Origin of the sequence: Agromyces sp. NPDC127015 (genome assembly GCF_042725165.1) — a bacterium.
Lineage (GTDB): Bacteria > Actinomycetota > Actinomycetes > Actinomycetales > Microbacteriaceae > Agromyces > Agromyces chromiiresistens.
Window position 1 is genome coordinate 368055 of record NZ_JBHXDI010000001.1, and the last position, 11992, is coordinate 380046.

Annotated in this window: 12 protein-coding genes; 7 read left to right on the forward strand and 5 right to left on the reverse strand. The window is 69.1% G+C overall.

The window, feature by feature from the left end; translation table 11 throughout:
- The 5 genes from ACFWGP_RS01640 (at window position 1) to pknB (ending at window position 7609) form a co-directional block, all read left to right on the forward strand.
- The gene (locus ACFWGP_RS01640; RefSeq protein ID WP_231429218.1) at window positions 1-1233 is read left to right on the forward strand and encodes a PP2C family serine/threonine-protein phosphatase; all 1233 of its coding nucleotides are present in this window, start codon (window positions 1-3) and stop codon (window positions 1231-1233) included.
- 97 nt (window positions 1234-1330) lie between these two features.
- The gene (locus ACFWGP_RS01645) at window positions 1331-2665 is read left to right on the forward strand and encodes an FtsW/RodA/SpoVE family cell cycle protein (protein WP_231432217.1); all 1335 of its coding nucleotides are present in this window, start codon (window positions 1331-1333) and stop codon (window positions 2663-2665) included.
- Entirely contained in the window at window positions 2662-4116 is a 1455-nt protein-coding gene (locus tag ACFWGP_RS01650; protein ID WP_231429219.1) for a penicillin-binding protein 2, read from the forward strand. The genes ACFWGP_RS01645 and ACFWGP_RS01650 overlap by 4 nt, the downstream gene beginning before the upstream one ends.
- Window positions 4113-5840 carry a protein kinase gene (locus tag ACFWGP_RS01655; RefSeq protein WP_376929995.1) on the forward strand — a complete coding sequence of 576 codons (1728 nt, stop codon included), beginning with the start codon at window positions 4113-4115 and terminating at the stop codon, window positions 5838-5840. The genes ACFWGP_RS01650 and ACFWGP_RS01655 overlap by 4 nt, the downstream gene beginning before the upstream one ends.
- Window positions 5841-5914: 74 nt before the next feature.
- Window positions 5915-7609, forward strand: a complete 1695-nt coding sequence (gene pknB / locus ACFWGP_RS01660) for a Stk1 family PASTA domain-containing Ser/Thr kinase (RefSeq protein WP_376929996.1) — start codon at window positions 5915-5917, stop codon at window positions 7607-7609.
- Between the two features lie 83 nt (window positions 7610-7692).
- On the opposite strand, the gene ACFWGP_RS01665 is transcribed toward pknB, so the two are convergent.
- The 3 genes from ACFWGP_RS01665 to ACFWGP_RS01675 are packed head-to-tail and all read right to left on the reverse strand — an operon-like array spanning window position 7693 to window position 9295.
- Complete coding sequence (locus ACFWGP_RS01665) at window positions 7693-8334, reverse strand: aminodeoxychorismate/anthranilate synthase component II (protein WP_231429222.1); 642 nt, start codon at window positions 8332-8334, stop codon at window positions 7693-7695.
- Window positions 8331-8504, reverse strand: coding sequence for a hypothetical protein (locus ACFWGP_RS01670; protein ID WP_275507037.1), 174 nt, complete (start codon window positions 8502-8504; stop codon window positions 8331-8333). Before ACFWGP_RS01670 ends, ACFWGP_RS01665 begins: the two co-directional genes overlap by 4 nt.
- Window positions 8492-9295, reverse strand: a complete 804-nt coding sequence (locus ACFWGP_RS01675) for a class E sortase (RefSeq protein ID WP_231429224.1) — start codon at window positions 9293-9295, stop codon at window positions 8492-8494. Before ACFWGP_RS01675 ends, ACFWGP_RS01670 begins: the two co-directional genes overlap by 13 nt.
- 70 nt (window positions 9296-9365) lie before the next feature.
- Between ACFWGP_RS01675 and ACFWGP_RS01680 the strand changes: the two genes are divergently transcribed.
- The gene (locus ACFWGP_RS01680; protein WP_231429225.1) at window positions 9366-9608 is read left to right on the forward strand and encodes a cell division protein CrgA; all 243 of its coding nucleotides are present in this window, start codon (window positions 9366-9368) and stop codon (window positions 9606-9608) included.
- A 319-nt stretch (window positions 9609-9927) separates the two neighbouring features.
- Here ACFWGP_RS01680 and ACFWGP_RS01685 read toward each other — a convergent pair whose 3' ends face one another.
- Together ACFWGP_RS01685 and ACFWGP_RS01690 are read right to left on the reverse strand one after the other, a co-directional pair.
- On the reverse strand, window positions 9928-10803 hold the full coding sequence (locus ACFWGP_RS01685) for a rhomboid family intramembrane serine protease (protein WP_231429226.1): 876 nt from the start codon (window positions 10801-10803) through the stop codon (window positions 9928-9930).
- A 7-nt stretch (window positions 10804-10810) separates the two neighbouring features.
- On the reverse strand, window positions 10811-11356 hold the full coding sequence (locus ACFWGP_RS01690; RefSeq protein WP_231429227.1) for a peptidylprolyl isomerase: 546 nt from the start codon (window positions 11354-11356) through the stop codon (window positions 10811-10813).
- Window positions 11357-11476: 120 nt separating this feature from the next.
- On the opposite strand from ACFWGP_RS01690, the gene ACFWGP_RS01695 reads away from it, so the two are divergent.
- Window positions 11477-11992 (forward strand): hypothetical protein, encoded by a 516-nt coding sequence (locus tag ACFWGP_RS01695; protein ID WP_231429228.1) that lies wholly within the window; start codon window positions 11477-11479, stop codon window positions 11990-11992.

Sequence of the window (11992 nt, forward strand, 5' to 3'; positions counted from 1 at the left end):
ATGCCGGCGGTCAAGGCGAGCGCAGCGGTCTCGCATGTCGGGCGCATCCGCTCGAACAACCAGGACTCCGGCTACGCCGGACGCCGGTTGTTCCTCGTCGCCGACGGCATGGGCGGTCACGCGGGCGGCGATGTCGCGAGCGCGATCGCGACGCGGCGCATCGCCGACGCCGACCTCGACTACGACAGCGCCCCCGAGGCCGCCGCCGCGCTCGAGGGCGCCCTGATCGCGGCGAACCGCCGGCTTGCCGAGACCGTCGCCGAGCACTCCGAGCTCACCGGCATGGGCACGACCGTGAGCGCCATGCTGCACCTGGGCGACCGCATCGTGATCTCGCACATCGGCGACTCGCGCATCTACCTGCTCCGTTCGGGCGAGCTCAGCCAGATCTCGACCGACCACACCTTCGTGCAGCGGCTCGTCGACGCCGGCCGCATCACGGCCGAAGAGGCGATGGTGCACCCCCGTCGTTCGGTGCTCATGCGCGTGCTCGGCGATGTCGAGGCGTCGCCCGAGATCGACCAGATGGTGCTCGACACCCGCGAGGGCGACCGTTGGATGCTCTGCTCCGACGGACTCTCGGGCGTCGTCGCGTTCGACGACATCCACGAGCTCATGTCCTCCGAGGCGGGCGCCAAGCCGGTCGCCGACCGACTCGTCAAGGCTGCGCTCGACGGCGGCGCACCCGATAACGTCACGGTGGTCGTGGTCGACATCGGCGAGCCCGCCGCCCCGGCGACGCCGCCGCTCATCGTCGGCTCCGCCGCCGCCCCGCTCGCGTTCGGCGCCGCCGCCGAGCCCGTGAAGCCCCGGGGCATCCGCCTGACGCCGTTCCGGCCGCACCCGGTGCAGGAGACGCACTTCGAGCCCGACTCGGCCGACTACTTCGACGAGCTGATCGAGGAGGACGAGCGCCGGCGGCGCCGCCGCCGCATCGTGTGGGGCGTGTGGATCACGCTCTTTGTCGCCGCGATCGTCGCGGCCGTCGTGCTCGGCTACCAGTGGACGCAGACGCGCTACTACGTCGGCGAGTCGAACGGCCGGGTGGCCATCTACCAGGGCATCCAGCAGAATCTCGGCCCCATCTCGTTGCACGAGCTGCACCGCGAGACCGAGATCGACGTGTCCGAGCTGCGCACGTACGACCAGCAGCGCGTCGAGCAGACCATCAGCGCGGGCTCGCTCGCCGAGGCATCCCAGATCGTGGAGCGATTGGAGGCGTCCCTTGACTGACCGCTCCGACCTGCCCACGCAGGGCGTCGTGACCGCCGGCGACGGCGGCGCGCCCGCCAAGCCGACGACCCCGCCCAGCGGGGTCCGCAGAATCCGGATGCCGCAGAAGCTGCGCAACCTCGAGTTCTGGCTGCTCGCCGTGGCCTGCGTCATCAACGCGTCCGCGATCGTGCTCGTGCAGCTCGGGGCGCTCGGCCGCGTCGACACCCAGCTCGTACTGCTCGGCGCCGGGCTCTCGCTGCTCGTGTTCGGCCTGCACTTCGCGATGCGGTTCGTCGCACGCGACGCCGACCCGTTCCTGCTGCCGATCGCGACCGTGCTCAACGGCCTCGGCATCGCGATGATCTACCGCATCGACATCGCGAACAACGAGGCGGGCTGGGAGAGCGCTGCGGTGCGCCAGATCGCGTGGAGCGCGATCGCGATCATCGCCGCGATCGTGGTGATCATGGTGATCCGCAACCACCGGGTGCTGTTCAAGTACATGTACGTCTCCGGGCTCGCGGCCATCGTGCTGCTGCTCCTTCCGCTCATCCCGGGTCTCGGCCGCGAGGTGTACGGCGCACGGGTGTGGATCGGCATCGGCGACATCGCCACCTTCCAGCCCGGTGAGATCGCGAAGATCGCCCTCGCGGTGTTCTTCGCCGGCTACCTCGTGCGCAACCGCGATTCCCTGTCGATGGTGGGCACGAAGTTCCTCGGCATGAAGTTCCCCCGGGCCCGCGACCTCGGCCCGCTGCTCGTCGTCTGGGCGCTCTCGATGGCGGTCATCGTGTTCCAGCGCGACCTCGGCACCGCCCTGCTCTACTTCGGGCTCTTCCTCGTCATGCTCTACGTCGCGACGAGCCGCATCTCGTGGGTCGTGCTCGGCCTCTCGCTCTTCTTCGCCGGCGCGATCATCGCGAGCCAGACGCTCGGCTACGTGGGCAACCGCTTCGCGAACTGGCTCGACCCGTTCGCCGACGACCGGTTCAGCGCCGAGATCGGCGGCAGCTACCAGCTCGTGCAGGGCCTGTTCGGGCTCGCGAACGGCGGACTCATCGGCACGGGCTGGGGCCAGGGCAGGCCCGACATCACCCCGGTCGCGCAGAGCGACTACATCATGGCCTCGCTCGGCGAGGAGCTCGGGCTGGCCGGCATCTTCGCGATCCTCTCGCTCTACCTGCTCTTCGTGGCCCGCGGCTTCCGCATCGGGTTCGCCGGGCAGGACGACTTCGGCAAGCTGCTCGGCGTCGGCCTCGCGTTCGTCGTCGCACTGCAGGTCTTCATCGTCGTGGGCGGCGTCACCCGCGTCATCCCGCTGACCGGCCTCACGACGCCGTTCCTCGCGGCCGGCGGCTCGTCGCTCGTCGCCAACTGGATGATCGTGGCCCTGCTGCTGCGCCTGTCCGATACGGTCCGCAACCATCCGAGGCTGGTGATCGACGGATGAACCGCGAACTCAAGCGGGTCTCGGTGCTCGCACTCGCCATGTTCCTGACGCTGCTGGTGTCGTCGACGATCATCCAGTTCGTCCAGGCCGACTCGCTCGCCGCCGACCCGCGCAACTCGCGCACACTGTACGAGAGCTATTCGGTCGAGCGAGGGCCCATCCTCGTGAAGGGCGACCCGATCGCCTTCTCGGAACCGTCGAACGACTTCTACCGGTTCCAGCGGGTCTACTCGAACGGGCCGCTGTACGCCCCGGTGACGGGGTACATCCCGGTCAACGGCGAGGCGACCGGCCTCGAGCGCTCGCTCAACGACTACCTCAGCGGCCAGTCGTCGAGCCAGTTCTTCGACCAGCTCAACCGCCTCATCTCCGGACAGGACCCGATGGGCGCCTCGGTCGAGGTCGCGATCGACGCGGTCGCGCAGCAGGCCGCGTGGGACGCGCTCGGCGACTACACGGGCGCCGTCATCGTCACCGAACCCTCGACCGGACGCATCCTCGCGATGGTCACTAAGCCGACCTACGACCCGAACGCCCTCGCGGTGCACGACGGCGAGCAGGTGCTCGAGACGTACAACGCGCTCGTCGAGGACCCCAGCGATCCGCTCTACAACCGCGCCACCGGCGGCGACATGAACCCGCCCGGCTCGGTGTTCAAGCTCGTCGTGACGGCGGCGGCGCTCGAGTCGGGCAAATACACGCCCGAGTCGACCTTCCCGAACCCGGGCGAATACACCCTGCCCGGCTCGTCGTCGGTCGTGCGCAACTCGGGCGGCGGCACGTGCGGTCCGGGTGCCACGGTCACGCTCGCCGACGCGCTCCGGCTCTCGTGCAACATCCCGTTCGCGGAGCTCGGCGTGGAGCTCGGCGACAACGCGATCCGCGACCAGGCCGAGAAGTTCGGCTTCGACCACGAGTTCGCGATCCCGACGGAGACCGAGCCGAGCGTCTACCCGAAGGGCCTCGACGACGCGCAGACGGCGCTCAGCGCGTTCGGCCAGGGCAGCGTCCGCGCGACGCCCATGCAGATGGCGATGGTGTCGGCCGCGATCGCGAACGGCGGCATCGTGATGAACCCGAATCTCGTCGACCAGATCACGGCCCCCGACTTCCGCCCGCTGCAGGAGTTCCAGGCGACGGAGTTCGGCCGCGCGATCAGCGAGGAGACGGCGCGCACAATGGTGCAGATGATGGTCAACGGCGTCGAGAACGGGGCCGCGAGTAATGCAAGAATAGACGGCGTCAGCGTGGCCGGTAAGACCGGAACTGCGGAGAACGGCGAGGATGACCCGTATACCTTGTGGTTCACCGGATTCGCCCCCGCCGACGACCCTCAGTACGCGATCACGGTACTCGTGGAAGACGGCGGAGGAATGGGCCAGGAGGGGTACGGCAACCTGATTGCCGCACCTATTGCAAAGCAGGTACTAGAGGCGGTGCTGAACAAATGAGACCGAGCGCAGGGCTCACCTTCGGGGGGCGCTACGAACTGCAATCCCGCATCGCGATCGGCGGGATGGGCGAGGTGTGGCAGGCCACCGACCTCGTGATCGGCCGACAGGTCGCCATCAAGATCCTCAAGGACGAGTACCTCGGCGACCCCGGGTTCCTCGAGCGCTTCCGCGCCGAGGCCCGTCACGCCGCGCTCGTCAACCACGAGGGCATCGCGAACGTCTTCGACTACGGCGAGGAAGAGGGCAGCGCCTACCTCGTCATGGAGCTCGTGCCCGGCGAGGCGCTGTCGACGATCCTCGAGCGCGAGCACGTGCTCTCGACCGACAAGGTCCTCGACATCGTGGCGCAGACCGCGGCGGCGCTGCAGGCCGCGCACGCGGCGGGCCTCGTGCACCGCGACATCAAGCCCGGCAACCTGCTCATCACGCCCGACGGACGCGTGAAGATCACCGACTTCGGCATCGCGCGCATCGCCGACCAGGTGCCGCTCACCGCGACCGGCCAGGTCATGGGCACGGTGCAGTACCTCTCGCCCGAGCAGGCGTCGGGTCACCCGGCGTCGCCGACGACCGACATCTACTCGCTCGGCATCGTCGCGTACGAGGCGCTCGCGGGTCGCCGTCCGTTCACCGGTGAGTCGCAGGTCGCGATCGCGATGGCGCAGATCAACGAGACGCCGCCCGACCTCCCCGTCACGGTGACCGAGCCGGTGCGCAATCTCGTCTACTCGTGCATCGCGAAGAACCCGGCCGACCGTCCGCAGTCGGCCGCGCACCTCGCGCGGGCGGCGACCGCCCTGCGTCGCGGCGACGTGCAGGGCGCGGCGGCGGCGGTGCCCGCCGTGCTCGGCGCGGCCGGCCTCACGGCGGCCACGATGCTCCTGCCGCAGGCCGGTGCGACCGCCGCGACGACGGTGCTGCCCACAGCTGCGCCCGACGGCGAGCCCGAGGGCGAAGAAGAGGGCGAGAAGAAGAAGCGCAGCCCGTGGACGTGGCCGCTCATCGTGCTCATCGCGCTGCTCGCGATCGTGCTGATCGGCACGATCATCGCGCTCGCTCTGAACTCGGGCCAGAAGGACCCGGTGAAGACCTCGTCGACGAAGACGCCGGCGACCACGCAGTCGCAGACGCCGACCGACACACCCCCGCCCACCAGCGAGGCCCCGACGACGGCGCAGATCAACGCCGACGACTTCATCGGCCTCACGGTCGACGAGGCGCGCGCGAAGCTGTCCGAACTGAAGATGGTCGCGAACGCGGTCGAGGGCAACGCGGCGACCGACCCCGATCTGGTCGGCACCGTCTACGACGTCAACCCGACGGGTCCGGTGCCGTTCAACAGCGAGATCACGATCACGTACTACGCCGCGGTCGAGCAACCGGCAGAACCGCCGGCACCCACCCTCCCCGAGACGGTCAATCCCGAAGAGGAGTTCACGGTCTCGTGGAGTCGCGCCCAGTGCCCGGCAGGGCAGACGCTCTCGGGCTACTCGCTGACGATCGATGGTCCGGCGACGGCGAATCAGCTGCAGTTCGACTCGAACACGAACGAAGCCAAGATGCTCGTCAACAAGGACGCCGCGGAGAACTCGACGATCAAGGTCACCTACGTCTACTTCTGCGGTCAGGTGAGCTCGCCGACCTCGCCGGCCGGCTCGACGCAGGTCGTCCCGGCCGACGTCCAGGGTCCCGACACGACCGAGCTCGGCACCGGCGGCTGACGCCGCGCCGAGGCATCCGCAACCAGTAGCCAGTAGAGACGAACGGCCGAGCCGCCTGAAGGGAGCCGCACACCGTGAACGATGAAGGACGCGTCCTCGCCGGGCGTTACCGCGTGGGCGCGCTCATCGGGCGCGGCGGCATGTCCGACGTGCACGTCGGCACCGACACCCGGCTCGGCCGCCAGGTCGCCGTCAAGCTGCTGAAGCCCCAGCTCGCGACCGACCCGGCGTTCCGCATGCGGTTCCGCCAGGAGGCGCAGTCGGCCGCTCGCATGGCGCACCCCACGATCGTGCGGGTGTTCGACGCCGGCGAAGAGACGGTGGTCGACGCCTCCGGCCACGAGGTGCAGCTGCCGTTCATCGTCATGGAGTTCGTCGAGGGGCGCCTGCTCAAGGACATCATCCACGACGGCCCGCTCGAGCCGGCCGCGGCCGTCAGGGTCATCGACGGCGTGCTCACGGCGCTCGAGTACTCGCACCGGGCAGGCGTCGTGCACCGCGACATCAAGCCGGGCAACATCATGATCACGACGACCGGCCAGGTCAAGGTCATGGACTTCGGCATCGCCCGGGCGGTCTCGGACTCGTCGACGACGGTCGCCCAGACGACGGCGATCCTCGGAACGGCGTCGTACTTCTCACCCGAGCAGGCGAAGGGCGAGACGGTCGATGCCCGCACCGACCTCTACTCGACGGGCGTCGTGCTCTTCGAACTGCTCACCGGGCGGCCGCCGTTCCGCGGTGACACGCCCGTCGCGGTCGCCTACCAGCACGTGAGCGAGCGGCCGGTCAAGCCGAGCGTCATCAACCCGAAGGTCTCGCCGGCGCTCGACGCGGTCGTCATGCGAGCCCTTGCGAAGAACCGCGACCAGCGCTACCAGACGGCGGTGGAGTTCCGCGCGGACGTCGACACCGCGGCATCCGGTCGGGTGCCGGTGCATCGTGAGCCCGACCAGGCAACGATGCTGTTCGGCGCGCCGACCGCGTCGCTCTCGAGCTCGGAGCTCGCGCTGCGGCAGCTCACCGAGGACGAGACCATGTCGCGCACCCAGCGTCGCCCTCCGGCGATCTGGATCTGGTCGGGCATCATCGGCGTCATCGTCATCGTCATCGCAGTGATGTACTGGGCGTTCAATCTGCAGCCGACCGAGGAGATCCCCTCGAGCGCGCGCAAGGTGCCGGCAGTCGCGGGCATGACCTACGAGCAGGCGGTCGAGGAGCTGCAGAAGCTCGGGCTGCCCGCGACCGAGGTCGACCAGACGGACGAGACCGTCCCGGCCGACCAGGTGATCGGCACCGAGCCCGCTGAGGGCGAGATCGTCAACGCGGGGCAGGCGATCACCGTCTACGTCTCGACGGGACGCGAAGCCGTGAAGGTCCCCGAGACCGTCAACATGTCGCTCGACGAGGCGAAGAAGGCGCTCGAAGCGGCCGGGCTGAAGCCCGGCAAGGAGACGCGCGTCAACTCGGCGACCGTCGCGGCCGACGTCGTGCTGTCCACGAATCCTGAGGCCGGAAAGGCGGTCGAACAGGGTTCGACCGTCGAGTTCACGCTGTCGAACGGCAAGGTCGAGATGGTCGACGTGATCGGCGTCTCCCTCGACGCCGCGGTCGGCCTGCTCACCGCCGACGACCGCCAACTGAACGTCACCCCCGTCCAGGACACGTCGTGCCCCACCGAGCCCGGCTCCCCCATCACGCATCAGTCGCTCGCGCCGGGCGAGGTGCCGCAGGGCTCGGAGGTCGAGCTGACCTACTGCGCGGGCTGAGCCTCGGCTGAGCGGTAGCAGCGAGCCTTCGGCGAACTCACCTGCCGGAGCGTGGTGGGTGCCGGCCCGGGCGCGCCTCGCCGTCAGGCGCTCGCGCGCACCAGCGGGCTCAGGTGCTCGGCGCGAGCTCGCGCCTCGGGCAGGCCAGCGACCGCGAGCCAGTTGCCGAGCATGCGGTACCCACCCTCGGTGAGCACCGACTCGGGGTGGAACTGCACGCCGAAGATGGGCGCCTCGACGTGGCGGAGCCCCATGATCACGCCGCCCTGCGTGCGACTCGTGACGACGAGCGACGGCGGAAGCGTGCCGTCGACCACGGCGAGCGAGTGATAGCGCGTCGCCGTGAACGGCTGCGGCACGCCCTCGTAGAACGGGCTGCCGTCGTGCTCGATCCGCGAGGTCTTGCCGTGCATGAGCTCTTCGGCGTTGGTGACGACACCGCCGAACGCCTCGGCGATCGCCTGATGGCCGAGGCAGACGCCCAGCAGCGGCCGACCGCCCGCGAGCGCGGCTTCGACGACCGCGATCGACACGCCCGCGTCGGACGGCTTGCCCGGGCCGGGCGAGACGAGCACGCCGTCGTAGTCGGCGATGCGAGCGGGCACCTCGGCGGCGCCGAAGTCGTCGTTGCGCACGACCTCGGTCTCCGCGCCGAGCTCGCGCAGGTAGCCGTTGAGCGTGTAGACGAAGCTGTCGTAGTTGTCGATGACGAGGATGCGGGTCATTCTTCCACCGTGACGTTGATCGGGTTGAGGATCGAGTCGACCCAGGGGAACACCCACGTGAAGAGCGCGTAGACGACCGCTGCGGCGAGGACCAGCAGCAGGATGACGCGCAGCCACGCCGGTCCGGGAAGGATGCGCCAGAGCGCGCCGTACATGCTCAGTTCCCCCATTCGGCGACGACCGAGGCGATCTCGGCGGGCGGGTTGTCGGCGCCCGGCTGCCACGACTCGAGCACGCCGTACGCGATGATGCGCTCGGCCGTCGAGTAGAGCGGGTTGCAGCTCGTGAGCGTGATGATGCGGTCGGTCGGCTGAAGCTCGGGATGGTGCGGCACTGCGGCCAGCACCCCGGTGGTGGCCGGCGTGACGTACTCGAAGTCGCGGAACCGGTACGTGTACCAGCCGTCCTTCGTCTGGATGTAGATCGCGTCGCCGAGCTGCAGCTGCTCGATCTCATGCATGCCGCCCCCGTACGCGCTGCGGTGCGACGCGATCGCGAAGTTGCCGACCTCGCCGGGCATCTGGGTGCCGGGGTAGTGGCCGATGCCGAGGTCGAAGCTGTTGAGCACGTCGAGCCCGTAGCCCTCCGCGATGTTGCGCACCGAGTCGTGCGTGCCCTCGCTGTCGAAGCGCGGCACGTACATGACCGCGAACGCCTCGCCGTTGCCGTACTCCGTGGTGTCGACGACGGGCTCGCCGGGGTCGGGCGTCGCCGGGGGCGGCGTTCCTCCGCGCTCGGCCTTCGACGCTTCGGCCCATTCGGCGCTCTGCTCACCGGCCGCCTGCGACTGCTGGGTGTTCATGATCGCGTCGTTCCACCACAGCTGCCAGCCGAGGAACAGCAGGATCAGCACGCCCGCCGTGAGCAGCAGCTCGCCGAGCACGCCGACCACGCTGACGCGGTGCCGATCGCGCGTCGCGCGTCGCGCGGCACGCCGGCCGTCGGGCTGCGACTCAGACATAACGGCGATTCTATTCCGCCAGGACGTGAGCTCGCTGCGAGCATGCATGCGCCTCGGCTAGAATCAGCCCATGGCACGTACGAAATCAACGAAGCCGGCGCGCGCCGAGGCCGCGGCGAACGGCGAGGAGGCACCGAACCCGGTGTGGTTCAAGCCCGTCATGTTCGGCTTCATGCTGCTCGGGCTCGCCTGGATCATCGTGTTCTACGTCAGCCAGGGCCGCTTCCCCATCGCCGATCTCGGCTCGTGGAACATCCTCATCGGCTTCGGCATCGCCTTCGTCGGTTTCCTCATGACCACCCGCTGGCGCTGACGCCGGCTCGCTTCGACCGGAAAGGGCGGATGCTTCGGCATCCGCCCTTTCCGCATGTCGGTGCGGCCCCGGGGCGCTGCGGCGCCAGTCAGGAGCGACTCCGCGTGGTGGGCCGTTTCCCACATGCCGTCCACCGCTCATCCTCAGCACTGTCCACAGGTTTCCCACGGTTATCCACAGATGTGGAGATCTCCGAAGTCCGCCCGTCCACTGAAGTGCGGACAATTACACACGTGTAACTCTCAACAGCTGTGGAGAGAATTGTGGATAACCGCGAGGGGGTTCAACGCGAGCGCGGCACGAAGACCGCGGCGTCGAGTCAGAAGACCGGGAAGAAGACGTAACGCAGGCTGAGCACGAGCAGCACGACGACGAGCGCGATCAGCAGCCACACCTGCAGCGTCTGCTGCGACCGCTTGCGCGTCTCCACGTAGATGAGGCCGACGAGGGCGCCGGTCACGAGTCCGCCGAGGTGGGCCTGCCAGGCGACGTTGAATCCGGGCACGAACCCGATCACGAGGTTGATGCCGAGCAGGATGAACAGCTGCGTCGTCTGCCCGCCGAGCCGGCGCTGGATGACCAGGAACGCGCCCATGAGCCCGAAGATGGCGCCGGAGGCGCCGACGACGCCGACGCGCGGGTCGGAGAGCCAGAGCACGCCGACCGAGCCGCCGAGCCCGGCGATCAGGTAGAGGGCGAGGAACCGCCAGCGGCCGAGCAACCCCTCGAGCAACTGGCCGAAGATCCACAACGTGTACATGTTCAGCAGCACGTGGAAGATGAGCCCGGTCGAGTGCACGAAGACCGAGGTCAGCATGCGCCAGGGCTCGAGGTTGCCGGGTATCGAGTACACGCCGGCGTAGAGCAGCCGCTCAGTGACGGCGAGCCCCGGAATGAGCTGCAGCACGTAGACGGCGAGCGTGATGCCGATGAGGGCATACGTCACGATGGGCGCTCCGCGGCCCGCCGCAGCACGAGCGCGCGTGAGCACGGCCGGCTTGGTGCGGGGCGCGCTCGCGCGCTGCTCGCGCATGCACTCGGGGCAGATGACGCCGACGGCGCCCTGCGTCATGCATTCGGGGCAGATGGTGCGACCGCAGCGCTGGCACAGCACGTAGCTCTGCCGATCGGGGTGCCGATAGCAGAAGTTCGACCGATCGGCCGCCCCGGAGCCGGCCGAAGGCACGGTGCTCACCGCTGGATCAGACCTGTTCGACGGTGATGTTCTCGATGACGACGTCGTCGAGGGGCTTGTCGCGGCCGTCGGTGGCGACCGAGGCGAGCTTGTCGACGACGGCCTGGCTGGCCGCGTCGGTCACCTTGCCGAAGATGGTGTGCTTGCCCTGCAGCCAGGTGGTCGGGCCGACGGTGATGAAGAACTGCGAGCCGTTGGTGCCGCCGCCCGTGATGCGGTCGCGGCCGGCGTTCGCCATGGCGAGCACGTAGGGCTCGGTGAAGTCGAGCTCGGGGTTGATCTCGTCGTCGAACTGGTAGCCGGGGCCGCCGACGCCCTGACCGAGCGGGTCGCCGCCCTGGATCATGAAGCCGGGGATGATGCGGTGGAAGATGACCCCGTCGTAGAGCGGGTCGGTCGTCTTCTGGCCGGTGGCCGGATGCGTCCACTCGATCTCACCCGTGGCGAGGCCGACGAAGTTCTTGACGGTCTTCGGGGCGTGGTCTCCGTAGAGGTCGACCTTGATGGGGCCGTGGTTGGTGTTGATCGTCGCGACGGCGGTGTGAATCGGCATCCTCATATTCTGTCATGCGCAGGTTCGTCAAGCGGCATGCCGTATTGCGACTCCCACCCCGTTTCCAGCCGGTTCGGTGGCAAGATGGAAACGTTCGCTGTACTGACGATGGAGGTCGAGATGAGCCTGTCACGCAAGCGCCGGAAGGAACTCAAGCGGCTGCGCAGCAGTGCGGAGGAACTCTGGGGGAACCAGCAGCACGTGCTCGAGCACGCCAATGCCGTCGCTCGCGAGGCCAGCCGACAGCTCGGGCACCTGACCCGCGAAGAGGTCGTTCCGCGGGTGCGCACCGGGTACGAGAGCTACGTCCGACCCGGAGTCCAGCAGGCCGGCCGCTACGCCAGGTCGGCCGGCGACTCGGTCGAGCGCGGGCTCGGCACCGCCCTGGGCTCGGTCCTGTCGATCGGCGACATCGCCAACGACGCTCGCGTGCGACGCGCCCTCGAGCGCGTCTCGCCGCGGGCGGCCGTCGTGGTCGAGCAGAAGAAGGGCCCTGGCGTCGGCACCTGGCTCGCGATCGGCGCCGGCGTGGTGGCCGCCGCGGGCGTCGCCTATGCCGTCTGGCAGACCTTCCGCGCCGACGACGAGCTCTGGGTCGCCGACGACGAGCCGAGCGGTCCCACGAGCCAGGGCTGA